15 protein-coding genes are annotated in these 14,746 nt (G+C 71.4%); 8 read left to right on the plus strand and 7 right to left on the minus strand.

All coding sequences use genetic code 11. The features are described from left to right. The first annotated feature begins 113 nt into the window (after nt 1-113). The 3 genes from msrB (at nt 114) to CQ044_RS04205 (ending at nt 1,926) form a co-directional block, all read left to right on the plus strand. Nucleotides 114-596, plus strand: coding sequence for a peptide-methionine (R)-S-oxide reductase MsrB (msrB, locus tag CQ044_RS04195; protein WP_105687091.1), 483 nt, complete (start codon nt 114-116; stop codon nt 594-596). Then, the gene (msrA, locus tag CQ044_RS04200) at nt 593-1,150 is read left to right on the plus strand and encodes a peptide-methionine (S)-S-oxide reductase MsrA (RefSeq protein WP_045272432.1); all 558 of its coding nucleotides are present in this window, start codon (nt 593-595) and stop codon (nt 1,148-1,150) included. Before msrB ends, msrA begins: the two co-directional genes overlap by 4 nt. Before the next feature lie 116 nt (nt 1,151-1,266). Next, the gene (locus CQ044_RS04205; protein WP_105687093.1) at nt 1,267-1,926 is read left to right on the plus strand and encodes a YoaK family protein; all 660 of its coding nucleotides are present in this window, start codon (nt 1,267-1,269) and stop codon (nt 1,924-1,926) included. A 13-nt stretch (nt 1,927-1,939) separates the two neighbouring features. On the opposite strand, the gene CQ044_RS04210 is transcribed toward CQ044_RS04205, so the two are convergent. Further along, a complete protein-coding gene (locus CQ044_RS04210) occupies nt 1,940-2,314 on the minus strand; it encodes a UBP-type zinc finger domain-containing protein (protein WP_105687095.1) in 375 nt (124 codons plus the stop codon). A 37-nt stretch (nt 2,315-2,351) separates the two neighbouring features. Next, on the minus strand, nt 2,352-2,825 hold the full coding sequence (locus CQ044_RS04215) for a carboxymuconolactone decarboxylase family protein (protein WP_105687096.1): 474 nt from the start codon (nt 2,823-2,825) through the stop codon (nt 2,352-2,354). A 107-nt stretch (nt 2,826-2,932) separates the two neighbouring features. On the opposite strand from CQ044_RS04215, the gene CQ044_RS04220 reads away from it, so the two are divergent. Continuing rightward, nucleotides 2,933-3,712, plus strand: a complete 780-nt coding sequence (locus tag CQ044_RS04220; protein WP_105687098.1) for a thioesterase family protein — start codon at nt 2,933-2,935, stop codon at nt 3,710-3,712. A gap of 21 nt (nt 3,713-3,733) precedes the next feature. Here CQ044_RS04220 and CQ044_RS04225 read toward each other — a convergent pair whose 3' ends face one another. After that, nucleotides 3,734-4,564 carry a LuxR C-terminal-related transcriptional regulator gene (locus CQ044_RS04225; RefSeq protein WP_105687100.1) on the minus strand — a complete coding sequence of 277 codons (831 nt, stop codon included), beginning with the start codon at nt 4,562-4,564 and terminating at the stop codon, nt 3,734-3,736. Nucleotides 4,565-4,664: 100 nt separating this feature from the next. Between CQ044_RS04225 and CQ044_RS04230 the strand changes: the two genes are divergently transcribed. Beyond that, nucleotides 4,665-6,275: an AMP-binding protein gene (locus tag CQ044_RS04230; protein WP_105687102.1), complete on the plus strand. Its 1,611-nt coding sequence runs from the start codon at nt 4,665-4,667 to the stop codon at nt 6,273-6,275. A 186-nt stretch (nt 6,276-6,461) separates the two neighbouring features. Beyond that, nucleotides 6,462-7,106, plus strand: a complete 645-nt coding sequence (locus CQ044_RS04235) for a hypothetical protein (RefSeq protein WP_105687104.1) — start codon at nt 6,462-6,464, stop codon at nt 7,104-7,106. Between the two features lie 20 nt (nt 7,107-7,126). On the opposite strand, the gene CQ044_RS04240 is transcribed toward CQ044_RS04235, so the two are convergent. Further along, nucleotides 7,127-7,753: a GyrI-like domain-containing protein gene (locus CQ044_RS04240; protein ID WP_105687105.1), complete on the minus strand. Its 627-nt coding sequence runs from the start codon at nt 7,751-7,753 to the stop codon at nt 7,127-7,129. 116 nt (nt 7,754-7,869) lie between these two features. On the opposite strand from CQ044_RS04240, the gene CQ044_RS04245 reads away from it, so the two are divergent. Both CQ044_RS04245 and CQ044_RS04250 read left to right on the plus strand, forming a co-directional pair. Next, nucleotides 7,870-8,397 carry a flavin reductase family protein gene (locus CQ044_RS04245; RefSeq protein ID WP_045272441.1) on the plus strand — a complete coding sequence of 176 codons (528 nt, stop codon included), beginning with the start codon at nt 7,870-7,872 and terminating at the stop codon, nt 8,395-8,397. 58 nt (nt 8,398-8,455) lie between these two features. After that, on the plus strand, nt 8,456-8,833 hold the full coding sequence (locus tag CQ044_RS04250) for a hypothetical protein (RefSeq protein ID WP_052680229.1): 378 nt from the start codon (nt 8,456-8,458) through the stop codon (nt 8,831-8,833). Nucleotides 8,834-8,847: 14 nt separating this feature from the next. Here the strand turns inward: CQ044_RS04250 and CQ044_RS04255 are convergent, their stop codons facing one another. The 3 genes from CQ044_RS04255 to CQ044_RS04265 are packed head-to-tail and all read right to left on the minus strand — an operon-like array spanning nt 8,848 to nt 14,743. Continuing rightward, nucleotides 8,848-12,423: an error-prone DNA polymerase gene (locus CQ044_RS04255; RefSeq protein ID WP_105687107.1), complete on the minus strand. Its 3,576-nt coding sequence runs from the start codon at nt 12,421-12,423 to the stop codon at nt 8,848-8,850. Beyond that, a complete protein-coding gene (locus CQ044_RS04260) occupies nt 12,423-13,973 on the minus strand; it encodes a DNA polymerase Y family protein (RefSeq protein WP_105687109.1) in 1,551 nt (516 codons plus the stop codon). The genes CQ044_RS04255 and CQ044_RS04260 overlap by 1 nt, the downstream gene beginning before the upstream one ends. Next, entirely contained in the window at nt 13,970-14,743 is a 774-nt protein-coding gene (locus CQ044_RS04265) for a hypothetical protein (RefSeq protein ID WP_146116733.1), read from the minus strand. The genes CQ044_RS04260 and CQ044_RS04265 overlap by 4 nt, the downstream gene beginning before the upstream one ends. Nucleotides 14,744-14,746: the final 3 nt, after the last annotated feature.

Genomic DNA, 14,746 nt, shown 5'->3' on the forward strand with positions numbered 1-14,746 from the left:
GGACCGTCCTCGAAACTCACAGTCGGCGCACAGCTTCGCGGGACCAAAACCGGCTCGTCCCTCGTTCTCTCTGATGACGCCGCAGCCAGCGGCGGCAGCAGAGGAGCATCACGATGAACCCCACCGACTACCGCAGGACCACCGAGGCGCTGAACGCGCTCACCGCGCACCAGTACACGGTGACGCAGGAGGGCGGCACCGAGCCGCCGTTCCGCAACGCGTACTGGGACAACCACGATCCGGGCATCTATGTCGACGTGGTCTCCGGCCAGCCGCTGTTCTCGTCCACGGACAAGTTCGACAGCGGAACCGGCTGGCCGAGCTTCACGCGGCCGATCGAACCCGACGCCGTCACCACGACGACGGATCGCACCTTCGGGATGGTCCGCACCGAGGCCATCTCCGCCGGTGCCGGCAGCCACCTCGGCCACGTGTTCGACGACGGCCCGCGGGCCGCCGGCGGACTGAGATACTGCATGAATTCGGCCGCGCTGCGCTTCATCCCGGCCGCCGCGCTCGAGGAGCAGGGCTACGGCGCGTACCGTGGACTGTTCGAGACCACCACCCCGCAGACCCCAGAGGAGAACGCATCATGACCAGCGGACCCGCCGACACCGGATCCATCGCCCAGGTTCCCGGCGCCGAGACCGCCGTCCTCGCCGGCGGCTGCTTCTGGGGGATGGAGGATCTCATCCGCCGTCAGCCCGGTGTGCTCGGCACGCGCGTCGGCTACACCGGCGGCAGCAACGACCACGCCACCTACCGGAACCACCCGGGGCATGCGGAGGCCGTCGAGATCGTCTTCGATCCGTCGAAGACCACCTACCGCGACATCCTCGCGTTCTTCTTCCAGATCCACGACCCGTCGACCATGAACCGTCAGGGCAACGACATCGGAACGAGCTACCGCTCGGCGATCTTCCCGCTCAGCACCGAGCAGGAGCAGGTCGCGCGCGACACGATCGCCGACGTCGACGCCTCGGGCCTGTGGCCCGGCAAGGCGGTCACCACGATCGAGCAGGAGGGTCCGTTCTGGGAGGCCGAGCCCGAGCACCAGGACTACCTGGAGCGCTACCCGGACGGCTACACCTGCCACTTCCCGCGCGCGGGCTGGGTGCTGCCGCGCCGGAACGAGGCGGTCGCGCCGTAAAGCCACTCACCTTCGGGCCCGTCGGACACCTCCGGCGGGCCCGAAGTCGTTCCCGGTTTGCCGTCGAGCCACGCTGGGCCGCAGGATGGAGCGGTGCGAGTGAGCGGAACCGAAGCGTGAGAGAGGTCTCCCGCCGCGGGATCGCGCTCTCCCTCGCGCTCAGCGCTGTGGCGGGATACGTCGACGCCGTCGGGTTCATCGTGACCGGAGGGTTCTTCGTCTCGTTCATGAGCGGGAACTCCACCCAGGCCGGTGTGGAGGTCTGGACCGATGGCCCTGGGCGTGCGCTGCTCCCGCTCGCGCTCGTCGGGGCCTTCGTGATCGGCGTCGCCGCGGGCGGCGTGGTCGTCGGCGCGCACGCACGGCGGCGCAGTGCCGTGGTCGCCGGCAGTGCGGTCGCCGTCGCCGCGAGTGCGCTCGTCGGATTCGCGCTGCCGCACGCCGAATGGCGGTTCGCGCTGCTGGCCTGCGCGATGGGCGCCCTCAACACCCTGTACCTGGCCGACGGGAGGGCGCGGATCGCGATCACCTACGCCACGGGCACGCTGGTGAGTCTCGGCCTCGCGCTCGCGGACCTGGTCACCGGCCGGTCCTCGACCGCGTGGCGGCGTCCGCTGCTGCTCTGGGCAGCGCTCGCGGCGGGCGCCGTGGCCGGTGCGGCGGCGCATCGATGGCTGGGCGGAGGCGCGCTGCTCGCCGCAGGCGTCATCCTCGCCGCCCTCGCGCTGGCGATCGGCGCAGGAGCTCGGCGCGGAGCCGCTGCCGAGCCGTCCTGAACGCTCGTCGTGGTCAGCCGGCGCGGCCTTCGCGGCCCGCCCTGGCGCGGAGGATCCGATCCTGCCAGTCCACCGGGACGCGCTCGGCCGGGCCCGGCACGGTCTGGTCCTCCGGATGGCTCCGCGGCGGCGCGAGCTCCGGGCCGTCGGTCATCTGCGCCGTGCGATAGTCCCAGAACCAGTCCTCACCCGGTTCGTAGCTCTGGATGAACCGGTGGCCGGTCTCGGCGAAGTGCGCCGTAGCGTGCTGGCCGAGCGAGTCGTCGCAGCATCCGACATGTCCGCACTCCGCGCAGCGGCGCAGATGGAACCACCAGCCTCCGTCGCGCTCGCACTCGGCGCACCCCGGCCCCGAGGGCGGTCGTCTCGTGTCGGTTCCCTGGATCATCTGCCACCTCCTGGCGTCGAACGGCGGATCACGTCGATCAGCGGATCAGATCGCCCTGGGCATCGCGCGGGCGCACCGGATGCTCGCTGAGGATCGAGATCCGGTTGAACATGTTGATCGTCAGTGCGACCCATTCCGCCGCGGCGAAGATCTCATCGCCGAGCAGTCCGCGCGACGCAGCGAGGTCAGCCTTGGCCTCCTCGCCGAGCGGCATGCGGGTGGCGGCCTCGGCGATCGCCAGCATCGCCTTCTCGCGCTCCGAGAATAGCGATGATTCGCGCCAGGCCGGGAGCACGTCCAACTGCTGCTGGGTGATGCCGGCGGCGCGGGCCTCGCGCATGTGCAGGTCGAGGCAGAACGCGCAGGCGTTGAGCTGGGAGGCGCGCACCTTGACGAACTCGGCCTCGGCGGCGGTGAGCCCGCGTGCGGCGGTGGCCGCGGACACCGCTTCGGAGTACGCGGAGGCGGCCTTCCAGGCCTCGGGGATCGCCTTGTCCAGGTAGGGGCGCATGCTGTTCCTCTCGAGCGCGTTCTGTTCGACGAGTTCAACGTACCGCGGCGTGCGCTGTTCCCAGGGCGCGGTCCGCGACGATGCCGGGCTCGACGTAGGATCCGAACATGCCCGCCTATTTCGAGCGCATCGACGCGTCCTCCTTCCGTCCGACCTCGGCCGTCGAGGGGGCATGGAGCACCGAGGAGCAGCACATCGCGCCGTCGCTGGGGCTCATCGCGCACGCGATCGAGAAGGAGCACGCCGAGCGCCGGGGCGGGGATCTTCAGCTCGGACGGATCTCGTACGACATCCTCGGCACGATCCCGATCGAGCGCGTGGATCTCGACATCCGGATCCTTCGCCCTGGGCGCACGATCGAGCTCGTCGAAGCCGTGCTGAGCCACGAGGGCCGGGCCGCGGTGATCGCCAGGGCCTGGTTCATGCAGGCCGCGGACACCCGGGCGCTGGCCGGCAGCGCGCTACCGGCGATGCCGGGCCGCGATGAGCTCGATCCCTGGGCGATGGGCGATCACTGGCCGGGCGGGGCCGTGCGCAGTGTGGACTTCCATCGCGGGCAGCGGCAGCCGGGGCATGCGTGGGGCTGGCTGCGGCCGCGCGTCCCGCTGCTGGAGGGGGAGCGGATCGGGCCGATCGCGCGGCTGCTCGGCATGGTCGACTTCGCCAACGGGCTGACGCTGCGCCTGGCTCCGACCGAAGCCGCGTTCCCGAACGTCGATCTCACCTGTCACCTGTTCGCGGTTCCCACGGGCGAATGGATCGGCTTCGACACCACGGTCTCGATCGGCCCGACCGGGCTCGGTCTCACGGACACGGTGCTGCACGACGAACGCGGACCGGTGGGGACGGTGCAGCAGATCCTCACCGTGCGTCCGATGCGCGGCTGAGGTGACCGGGTCGGGAACAGGTCAGGGCAGGATTCCGGCGGTGCGGGCCAGCGTCACGGCTTCGGTCCGCCGGTGGGCGCCGAGCTTGCGCATCGCCGCACGCAGGTAGCTCTTCACCGTCTCCGCGCCGAGATCGAGGCGCACACCGATCTCGGCATTGGTGCAGCCGATCGCGACCAGGGCCAGCACGTCGATCTCGCGGGCGGTCAGCGCGGGTCGCTCGCGGGCGGGCGCGGTCGCGGTGAGCCGGGCGGCGATGTCGTCGATGCGGCAGCGCAGCCGTTCGTCTCCGACGCTGCCGGCCAGGGCCCGCAGTTCGGCGTGGGCGATCCGCACCTCCTCCCACTCCGGACGCGTCGGCCCCGTACGGGCCTCGCGCATGAGCGCTGCCGTCTCCACGGCGCGCAGCCGCCGGGCGGTCGCCTCGGACACCGCGATCTCGAATGCCAGCCGCTGCGCCGACAGCTGCATCGCGTCGAGCGTGCGCGCGCCGAGCTGCGCCGAGGTCCGCAGGGCGCCGTACAGCACAGCGCGCACCGAGCCGTCGACGACCACCGGCGCTCCCACGATCGAACGCAGCCGCTCCTGCGACACCGGCCCGTCGTATTGGTGGCTGATGCCGTCGTCGTGGAGGTAATCCGTCACGGTCTGGATCCGCGCACCGGCGAGCACACGGCCGCCGAGTCCGTTGCCGGAGCGGATCACCAGCCCGTCCAGCACGGAGGTCAGGCACCCGGCCGTCGCGGTGATCGGGTACAGCCGACCGCTCCGATCCACCGCACCGGCGAAGGCGACGGGCAGCCCGGTGTCGCGCCGCACCGCAGCGACGGCCGTCTTCAGCGAAGGCTCCACATCGACTCCTTGCGTCGATCACACTGTGCCACCACCGGCCCCACGGGTCCACCCCCGTTCGGGGGTGCCGATCGGGACAGCAGCACCGGATCCTGTGCTCATGCGCAATGAAGCACAGATCTCGTACTCGTCCGGAATCGCATCCACCCCTCTGCTCGGGCAGACCATCGGTGAGATGCTCGATCGGATCGCCGACCTGCATCCCGACCGGGAAGCGCTCGTGGAGTCCGCCAGCGGGCGGCGCTGGACCTTCGCCCAGCTGCGCGGCGAGATCGACCGACTGGCGCTCGGCCTGCGCGCCCGAGGTGTCGAGAAGGGCGACCGCGTCGGCATCTGGTCGCCGAACTGCGCCGAGTGGGTGCTGACGCAGTATGCGACCGCGCGCCTCGGGGCGATCCTGGTCAACATCAATCCGGCCTATCGGACGAGCGAGGTCGAGTACGTGATCGGGCAGTCCGGGCTGCGCCTCATGGTGAGTGCAGCCTCGTTCCGGACCACGGACTACGCGGCGATGCTCGCGGAGGTCGGGTTCGATGACGTGCTGTTCATCGGGACCCCCGCCTGGGACGAGACGCTCGCCGTCGGCGCGGCAGCGGATCCGGCGGCGCTCGACGCGAGCGCCGCCGCTCTGACCTTCGACCAGCCCATCAACATCCAGTACACGTCGGGCACGACCGGGTTCCCCAAGGGAGCCACGCTCTCGCACCACAACATCCTCAACAACGGCTTCTTCGTGGGGGAGGGCGTGCACTACACCGAGGAGGACCGCGTGTGCGTGCCGGTGCCGCTGTACCACTGCTTCGGCATGGTGATGGGGGTGCTCGGCGCGCACTCGCACGGCGCCTGCGTCGTTCTGCCCGCGCCCGTCTTCGACCCCGAGAAGACTCTCGAGGCGGTGCACGCCGAACGCTGCACGTCGCTGTACGGCGTGCCGACGATGTTCATCGCCGAGCTCGCGCACCCGCGCTTCGCCGAGTTCGATCTGACATCGCTGCGCACCGGGATCATGGCCGGATCCCCGTGCCCGGTCGAGGTCATGGAGCGGGTGGTCGCCGAGATGCACATGCCGGAGGTGGCGATCTGCTACGGCATGACGGAGACGTCCCCGGTGTCCACGATGACCTCCCGCGAGGATGATCTCGCGGCGCGCACGCAGACCATCGGCGAGGTGATGCCGTTCGTCGAGGTGAAGGTCGTCGACGAGGACGGACTCGTCGTCCCGCGCGGGACGCCGGGGGAGTTCTGCACGCGCGGCTACTCGGTCATGCTCGGCTACTGGAACGAACCGGACAAGACCACGGAGGCGATCGACGCCGGACGCTGGATGCACACCGGCGACATCGCGACCATGGACCTGGACGGTCGGCTCAACATCGTCGGCCGGATCAAGGACATGATCCTGCGTGGTGGCGAGAACATCTACCCGCGCGAGATCGAGGAGTTCCTCTACCGCCACCCCGATGTCGGCGACGTGCAGGTGATCGGCGTGCCCGATGCGAAGTACGGCGAGGAGGTCATGGCCTGGATCGTGATGCGGCCCGACGCGGAGCCCCTCACGGCGGACGCCGTCCGGGAGTTCGCCACGGGCCGGCTCGCGCACTTCAAGATCCCGAGGTATGTGCACCTCGTCGATGCGTTCCCGATGACCGTGACCGGCAAGGTGCGCAAGGTCGAGATGCGCGAGATGGCCGTGGAGATCCTTGGGCTGTGACGATCCCGGACCGCCGCCACGCGTTCATTATGCTCGATCGGTGACGATACGAGTGAGAGTGCGGCGGCCAGAGTTCGCGCTTCCGCCCCGTGCGTATCGTCTGCTGCGCATCTGGTCGCCGTGGATCATGCTCGTCGGAATGGGCGCCTTCGGTGTTTCCTCATACGGGCGATCCTGATCTGGGGTGTGCAGAGCGACGGGCTCGAGTGGGGCGTCGACCTCCCGATCACCGCCGGGCTGATGGTGTCATGGCTGGTTCTGACTCTGGTCCTGATGCTGGGTCGCCCGCCTGCTGCGCTGGCTCGTGTGGGCGCCTCCATGACGGGAGAGCCCCTGATCGTCGGTGGTCCGGGCGATCGGTGGCGCGTCTCGTTCATCGCCTCGATTCCCGTCGGAGGTCTGCTCGCAGCAATGCTGGTCGGGGTGTGCCAACAGATGATCGGAAAGGTCATCGAACGAGACGCTCAAGCATTGCCTGGGGTACTCGTCTCCGGCGGATTCGTCATCTGGGTTGCTCTGATGCTCGTCCCTGCGCTTCGCGGCTTTCTCCATGGGGTGGAGCTGACCCCGAGCAGACTCCTCGATCGCGGGTACATGCGAACTCGCGTCTTCGACCGGACAGTGATCGAGGACGTGCGGATTGCGCCGGTGGGAGGTTGGGCGTCGCTGTTCTTCACGTTGATGCGTATGAACGTCACGAACACGCTGTGCGTGGTGCAGGTCGACGGCACGCGCACGCTGCTTCTCGCGAGCGTCGCCGATGAGGGCCGATTGCAACACGGCGTCGATGTCATTCGGGACTGGCTTGCGGAGACCGAAAGTCGGGAATGATGCTCTTCCTGCGGCTGTGATCAGGCGGGCGCGACGGGCTGGCGCAGGATCGTGCGGCGCTTCTCGGGCGCCACCCGACGGGCATCGCTCAGGTAGACCTCGTGGTGCAGGCCCGCCAGGCGCAGGCCCTGCTCCGGGATCACCTCGTCGTGCAGGCGCTCGAGGAGCGGCGCCTCGTCGTCGAAGGAGCCGACGTGCAGCGTCTGCATGCAGAGCCCCTCGGACAGGGACAGTATTCGCAGGTCGTCGAGCCGCGGCGGCGTCTTCTTCGCACGGACGGTCGCGACCACGGCGTCCACGAACGCGTCGTCGATCCACTCCGGGACGAGGATCAGCATCGTCCAATCCCAGCGCGACTTGTCGCGCGCCGTCGTGAACGCGTCCATGTCCTCCGCCCACCACAGCCCCTCCAGCGGCGGGACGACGTAGTCCCTGTCGAGTTCGCGCTTGCTGGCGAACTTCAGCGCGTAGGCGACCGGGTACAGGGTCTCGAGGGCCTCGGCATAGGCGGGAGCCGAGTTCGGATCGCCGTGCCCGTCGATCGCGAGGTAGCGGTTCGCGGGCAGGTCGACGAGGCGGAACTCGCCGGCACGAGCACGATAGCCGTCCAGGCTCTTGGTGAGGTCGATCTTGGTCCCCGTCGTCATGGAACCATTCCAGCACGGGGGTCCGACACCGGATCCGGAGCCGACACCTCAGGAACGGGCATACCGTTGAGGTGGACGCGAACGCTGCGCCCATGGCAACGACAGAGAGAAGCACGATGAGCACCCCGGGTCTGGAGAACGACGTCACCGAGAAGTTCAAGGGGGCGTTCCGGCATCACCCCGCCGGCGTCGCGCTGGTGACGGGGATCGCGCCGGACGGTCCCGTGGGACTCACGCTGTCGAGCGTCGCCTCGGTGAGCGCCGACCCCGCCGTGCTCGTCTTCTCCGTCACGCGCGCGACCGGCAGCGCGGGAGGAATCCTCGCGGCGCCCAGCGCGCTCGTGCACTTCCTCGTCGCGGGGCAGGAGCCCATCGCCGATGCGTTCGCCAGGACGGGCCAGCCGCGCTTCACCGCCGAGCAGGGGTTCCAGACGCTGCCCACGGGCGAGCCGTTCCTCCCGTCGGCCCGGATCGCGGTGCGCGGCACCATCCGCGAGACGCACCCGGTCGGGCCCTCGGCGCTCGTGTTGCTCGACGTGCTCGATGTGCTCGAGGGCACCCCAGGGGCGCCTCTGCTCTATGTCGACCGTCACTACGACAGCCTGGTCTCCTCGGCGGCGGCGGTCGAAGTCCCGCGAGGCTGAGCGCCGAACCACGTCCGGACGGCTTGCCAGCCGGACCGTTCTGAACGAAGGTGGAGCCATGTCCGTGACCCTGATCCTTCCGCTCTCCGCGCCGCTCGGCGTCGGGCGCATCGTCGCCGTGGACGAGGAGTCCCGCGCGGTGCGCATCCGGGACCTGACCACGGGCGTCGTCTACCGCGTGCCGGGATCCGTCCTTCCCGAGCTCGGAGCGCTGCCCTGGCGCGGCCGCGTGGAGGCGTGCAGCGTGCTGGCGACCGAGGAGGGCGTGGTCACCGAGCTCGTGCTCGACGCGGTGCCGGGTGGAGCCGTCGACCTCCGCGGAGCCGCGGTCGCGCTCGAAGGCGCGGAGGAGGCAGCGGCCGCGGCCAAGGCCCAGGCCGCGATCTGGGGCGGTACCGATCGTCCTCCGCAGGAGGAGCAGCCGCGCTTCTGGTGAGCGCCCGTGGCGCGTCACTGGAAATCCCTGGAGTGATGCGCCACGCCCACCTGCAGCGGCTCGAACGCGTCGGCCAGCAGGTTGGTGACGCCCTCGGGGGAGCGCTCCAGGATGCCGCGCACGATCAGCGCGGGTGACTCACGGGCGATCCGGCGGTAGCGCAGCCACACACCCTGCGTGCAGATGACATTCACCAGGCCGTGCTCGTCCTCGAGATTGAGGAAGGTCACGCCGCCCGCCGTGGACGGACGCTGCCGGTGGGTCACGAGGCCCGCCGTCTCGACCCGGCGGCCGTTCTCGTGCGTGCGCAGTGCGGAGGAGGTCAGCACCCCGCGCGCATCCAATCCCGGGCGGAAGTGCGCGAGCGGGTGGTCGTCGGTGGACACCCCGGTCGCCCAGAGGTCGGCGGTGAGGATCTCATAGCTGGTCTGGTCGCCGAACAAGGGCGGCTGCACCGCGACCACCGTGTCCGGCAGATAGCGGGCGCGGTCCTCCGCGGCGGATCCGGCGAGCCAGATCGCCTCCCTGCGCTGCAGCCCGAGGGAGTCGAACGTCCCGGCGGTCGCGAGGGCCTCCACCTGGGCGGCGGTGAGGTCGGTGCGGCGGACGAGGTCGTTCAGATCCCGATACGGGCCGCGAGCATCGCGTTCGGCGACGATCCGCTCCGCCGTCTTCTCGCCGATCCCGGTGACGCCGGCGAGCCCGAGACGGACGGCGTAGCGGCCGTCCCTGCGGTGCGCGGCGGTCTCGTCCGCGGCTCTCGGGTCGAACGGATCCGGGTCCGTGCCGGGAGGTCGGGCCGGGAGCTGATGCGTGCACGAATCCCGTCCGGTGCGCCCGGTCGCCGCCGGATCCACCGGCTCCAGGGTCTCCGTCGCCCCGGACAGGCGGATGTCGGGCCGGCGCACCTCGACCCCGTGCCGGCGGGCGTCGCCGGTGAGCGTCGCTGCGGAGTAGAACCCCATCGGCTGGGAGCGCAGGAGTCCGGCGAGGAACGCGGCGGGGTAGTGCAGCTTGAGCCAGGAGCTCGCGTAGACGAGCAGCGCGAACGAGAGGGAGTGGGACTCCGCGAAGCCGAAGTCGGAGAAGGCCTGGATCTGCGCGTAGATGCGATCCGCGGTCTCCCCGTCCAGCCCGTGCCGGTGCATGCCCGCGTACAGGCTCTCCCGGATGCTGTCGATCTTCTCCAGCCCCCGCTTGGATCCCATCGCGCGGCGCAGCGTGTCGGCCTCGTCGGCGGTGCAGTCGCCGAGCGTGGTCGCCATCTGGATGAGCTGCTCCTGGAAGACCGGGATGCCCAGCGTGCGGCTCAGCACCGGCTCCAGCTTCGGATGCGCGTAGGTGACCTTCTCCTGGCCGAGCTTGCGGCGCACGAAGGGGTGCACCGCCCCGCCCTGGATGGGGCCGGGACGGATGAGGGCGATCTGGATCGCGAGCTCGTAGAACTCCCTCGGCTGGAGGCGAGGGAGCAGCCCCATCTGCGCGCGGGACTCGACCTGGAACACCCCGATCGTGTCGGCGCGGCAGAGCATGTCGTAGACCGCGGGCTCCTCTTTCGGCAGGGAGTCCAGCGTCCACTCCTCGCCGGTGGCCTCGCGGACCAGGTCGAAGCAGTGCCGCAGGGCGGAGAGCATCCCGAGCCCGAGCAGGTCGAACTTCACCAGCCCCATCCAGGCCGCCGCGTCCTTGTCCCACTGGATGACGGTGCGCTTCTCCATCCGGGCGTGCTCGACGGGAACGACCTCGCCGACCGGGCGCCGGGTGAGCACCATGCCGCCGGAGTGGATCCCCAGGTGGCGGGGCGCGCGCAGCAGCTCATCAGCGTAGGCGACCACCTGCTCCGGGATGTCGTGGTCTGGGACGGGGCTCAGATCCAGCCCCCAGCGCTCCACCTGACGCGACCAGGCGTCCTGCTGGCCCGGGGAGTGCCCGAGCGCGCGGGCCATGTCGCGCACCGCGTTCTTCGGGCGGTACTGGATGACGTTCGCGACCTGCGCGGCGTTCTCCCGCCCGTAGCTCTCGTAGACCCACTGGATGATCTCCTCGCGCCGCCCCGAGTCGAAGTCGACATCGATGTCCGGCTCCTCGGTGCGGGTCGTGGCGAGGAAGCGCTCGAAGGGCAGGCCGTAGAGGATCGGATCCACCGCGGTGATCCCGAGCAGATAGCAGACCACGCTCGCGGCAGCGGATCCGCGTCCCTGGCACAGGATCCCGCGGTCCTTCGCCTCCTTCACGATCCCGTGCACGATGAGGAAGTAGCCCGGGAAGTCCTTCTCCTCGATCACGTTCAGCTCCCGCTCGATGCGGCTTCTCCCCTCGGCGGTGAGCTCCTTGGGGGAGTGCTCCGGATACCTCTCCGGCGCCGCCGCCCAGACCAGCGCCCGCAGGTGGCTCATCGGGGTCTCGCCCGCGGGGACGCTCATCGTGGGCAGGGCCGGCTTGGCGCGGCGCAGCGGGAAGGCGCAGGCCTCGGCGATCTCGAGCCCCGCCGCGATCGCCCCCGGATAGCGGGCGAAGCGCGCCGTCATCTCCGCCCCGGAGCGCAGGTGCGCGGTGCCGTGCGCGGGCAGCCAGCCCTCGAGCTCCCGCATGCTGCGGGTGGCGCGCACGGCGGCGATCGCCTCGGCGAGCTCTGCCCGCTCCGGCGCCGCGTAGTGCACGTTGTTCGTCGCGACCATGGGCAGGCCGTACCGGAGCGCGAGGGCGGCGAGGGCGTCGTTGCGCCGGCTGTCGAGCGGATCGCCGTGGTCGATGAGCTCGACGGCGACCCGGTCCGTGCCGAACAGGTCGACGAGGGTGAGTAGCGCCCGCTCCGCGCCCTCCGGCCCCTCCCGTTCGAGGGCGCGGCGGACGCCGCCCTTGCGGCAGCCGGTGAGGATCGTCCAATGCCCCTCGGCGCGGTTCGCCAGCGACTCGATCTCGTAGAACGGCCGCCCCTTCTCGCCCCCGCGCAGCTGCGCCTCGGTGATCGCGGCGGAGAGGCGGTGGTAGCCCTCCTCGCCGCGGGCCAGCACGAGCAGGTGCTCGCCGAGCGGATCCGGGAGCCCCCGCCGCTCCGGGGGCGGCAGGAGCCCGGCCCTACCTCGTGCGCCGGGACCGTTCGCATCGGCGCCGGGGAGCGACAGCTCAGCCCCGAACACGGTCTGCAGCGGCGGCCCTGCGGGCTCGGCGTCGGCGTCTTCCCCTCTCTCCGCCTTCGCCTTCTTCTCCGCGTTCGCCAGGGACTCCGCGGCCTCGGCGAAGTTCGCGGCGCCGTAGAAGCCGTCGTGGTCGGTGATCGCGAGGGCGGTGAGCCCGAGCCGCTGCGCCTCGGCGATGAGGTCCTCGGGGGAGGATGCGCCGTCGAGGAAGGAGTACGAGGAATGCGCGTGCAGCTCGGCGTAGGGGACCGCGTTCTTCGGTCGCTCGATCCCCTCCATCCGGATGGGCGAGCGTTTGTGCATGCGGGAGGGCGCGTCCACCGGGATCTGCTGATGCAGCGGACCGGCACCGTCCGGGGCTTCGCCGTCGGAGGCTCCGTCGCGGGGTGCTCTGCCGCTGAGGGTGCGCTCCAGCGCGGCCCACGACATGTCCGGGTTGTGGAAGCCCATCAGTGGTACCTCCCCTCGGCCAGCCAGCGTCCGCTTTGATGCAGCACCAGCCAGGCCCGCTCCTGCTCGTCCACGAGCTGCAGGCGCTCGCCACGGAACGCACCCGCCGGATCCCCGCGCCGGTCCCGCACCGGCCAGGGGCCCGCCCAGGAGAGCACCGCGCACTCGTCGACGGCCGCCGGCTCGGCCGTGAGCAGCCCGCGACCGTCGATCTCGACGGTGCTGCCGTCGGCCGCGGTCACCGTGATCGGCCGCGGCGGTGCGAACACCTCGGCCGGCAGCGGATCCGGCAGCTGTCCCGGCCAGGGCTGATCCGCGGGCCGGGCCGGCACGACCCGCTCGCCCCAGGGGGTGAGCTGCTGCCGGTCGGAGACGAGGCGCCCGCCGGCCACGACCGCGGTGACCACGCCCTCGTGGCCGAGCAGGGTCTGCACGCGGGAGACGGCGTGGTGCAGCCGCTCGTCGGTGCCGGATCCGAACAGTCCTGGCTGATGGTGCGCGGCGTCGTCGACGGCGATGGGGGCGATCCGCACCCGGACGATGCCCCTGAATCGGTGCGCCTCGTCGTCATCGCCGGAAGCGGCGGTCTCGGCGGCCAGCGACTCCAGCTGCCAGCGAACGCGGTCGACCAGGTCGGAGGCCTCGAAGCAGGTGGGATGCAGCCAGGTGCGCGAGGTGACCTGCTCGTCGTCGTCCGTGAGATCGATCCGCACCTCGGTGCACACCAGCGAGGCCTTCGCGAGGGCGAGGATCACGGCATCCGCGCTCTGCCGGACGGCGAACGCGATCTGGTCGGACTGCCCGAGGGGCGACTCGAACTCGATCTCCGACACGAGCTCCGGATCCGGCGGGCGGGGCACGACGGGGCGGGAGTCCGCGCCCGCGGCCAGGGCGTGCAGGCGCGCGCCGTGCTCGCCGAAGCGCGCCCGCAGCCGTTCCGCCCCGAGAGCGGTGAGCTCGCCGAGGGTGCGCACGCCGAGGCGGAGCAGCAGCGCGGTCACCTCCGGATCCTGCAGGGCCTGCACGGGCAGCGGGGCGAGGAAGGCGGCGGAGGCGCCCGCGTCGACCGCGAGCACCGGATCCGCGCCGCGCGCCGCGAGCTCGGCCGTGAACGGCCCGTCCGCGATCCCGATCCGCACCTCGGGGTGCCCCTCCTCGGCGAGCCGGACGTGCAGGGCGCGCGCGGCCTCGCCCTCCCCGCCGTGGAAGCGCGCGACGCCGCGGGCGCGGAGCAGCGCGAGCCCTGGCCGGAGCAGCTGCGCCCCTGGGGCCTGCTCCTCGATCAGGCGCAGGACGGGCAGGAACGCCCGTTCGTCCCTGGCCGGATCCGCGGGCAGGATGCGCAGGTTCGGCAGCAGCCCCTGCGCCTCCCTGCGCCGCTGCCCGACGCGGACGCCCTGGGCGCGCGCCGCCGCGCTGCAGGCGACCACCCTGTTCGCATGCAGGATCGCCGCTGGTTCGCCCGCCTCTGCACCCAGGGCAGCGCGCAGCGGCCAGTCCGGGAACCACAGCACGATCACCCTGGTCGGTTCCTGCACCGCGGGGCTCATCCCGCCACCGCCAGGAGCGCCGGCGCGTCGGCGAGCGGACGCGGGGCGGCGTGCAGGGACGGGAGCGGGACGAGGCGGGGCGCCGCCGGGGCGACGGCCTCGACCATGCCGTGGGCGCCCGGCAGCCGCACCCGCACGCTCTGCGGCGCGGGGGAGCGCCGGGTGCGTGCGGTGACCGTCACCTCGCACTCCTCCAGCGCGCCCCAGCCGGATCCCAGTCCTCGCCAGTGCGGATCGTGCACCCGGAGGGAGCCCTCGCTCTGCGGCCAGGCGGCGGCACCCGGTGCTCCGGCGACGACCAGCAGCGTGCAGCCGCGATCGCGGAGCCGGGCGCTCAGCCGGCTCAGCTCCGCATCCCGCACGGAGGACGAGGGACGGATCGCGATGAGCGGGATCACCTCGCTCAGCGCGGAGACGACGGAGAGCCAGCGCGGCCCTGGAGCGGGGACGAGGAGGAGGCGGTCCAGATCCACGCCGTGCCCGGCCAGCGCCTCGACGCCCAGGGTGGGCATGCCGACGGCGGCGCACCACGCGCCGGTGCGCGAGGCGCCGGCGAGCAGCGCCCCGATGAGCCCGGGGGAGGGAGAGAGATCGTAGGTCGTGCCGACCTGCAGGCCCCCTTCGGGGAGGATCGGCTCGAGGGGCGGGGGGACCGGGATCAGCGGCAGGTCGCTCCGGCGGCGCTGCATGCGCGTGATCTCGCGGCGCAGACGCAGCACGTCCTCGGCGCGGGTGTCGGCGTCGGGGACGATCATGGAAGCGAGCGTCATCCC

The sequence above is a fragment of the Microbacterium sp. MYb64 genome (genome assembly GCF_002979495.1).
Lineage (GTDB): Bacteria > Actinomycetota > Actinomycetes > Actinomycetales > Microbacteriaceae > Microbacterium > Microbacterium azadirachtae_A.

Bases quoted from the DNA above. Each gene is read 5' to 3' on its own strand.
- msrB (WP_105687091.1), top strand. From the start codon at position 114: ATGAACCCCACCGACTACCGCAGGACCACCGAGGCGCTGAACGCGCTC.
- msrA (WP_045272432.1), top strand. From the start codon at position 593: ATGACCAGCGGACCCGCCGACACCGGATCCATCGCCCAGGTTCCCGGC.
- CQ044_RS04210 (WP_105687095.1), bottom strand. From the start codon at position 2,314: ATGATCCAGGGAACCGACACGAGACGACCGCCCTCGGGGCCGGGGTGC.
- CQ044_RS04215 (WP_105687096.1), bottom strand. From the start codon at position 2,825: ATGCGCCCCTACCTGGACAAGGCGATCCCCGAGGCCTGGAAGGCCGCC.
- CQ044_RS04220 (WP_105687098.1), top strand. From the start codon at position 2,933: ATGCCCGCCTATTTCGAGCGCATCGACGCGTCCTCCTTCCGTCCGACC.
- CQ044_RS04230 (WP_105687102.1), top strand. From the start codon at position 4,665: ATGCGCAATGAAGCACAGATCTCGTACTCGTCCGGAATCGCATCCACC.
- CQ044_RS04240 (WP_105687105.1), bottom strand. From the start codon at position 7,753: ATGACGACGGGGACCAAGATCGACCTCACCAAGAGCCTGGACGGCTAT.
- CQ044_RS04245 (WP_045272441.1), top strand. From the start codon at position 7,870: ATGAGCACCCCGGGTCTGGAGAACGACGTCACCGAGAAGTTCAAGGGG.
- CQ044_RS04250 (WP_052680229.1), top strand. From the start codon at position 8,456: ATGTCCGTGACCCTGATCCTTCCGCTCTCCGCGCCGCTCGGCGTCGGG.
- CQ044_RS04255 (WP_105687107.1), bottom strand. From the start codon at position 12,423: ATGGGCTTCCACAACCCGGACATGTCGTGGGCCGCGCTGGAGCGCACC.
- CQ044_RS04260 (WP_105687109.1), bottom strand. From the start codon at position 13,973: ATGAGCCCCGCGGTGCAGGAACCGACCAGGGTGATCGTGCTGTGGTTC.
- CQ044_RS04265 (WP_146116733.1), bottom strand. From the start codon at position 14,743: ATGACGCTCGCTTCCATGATCGTCCCCGACGCCGACACCCGCGCCGAG.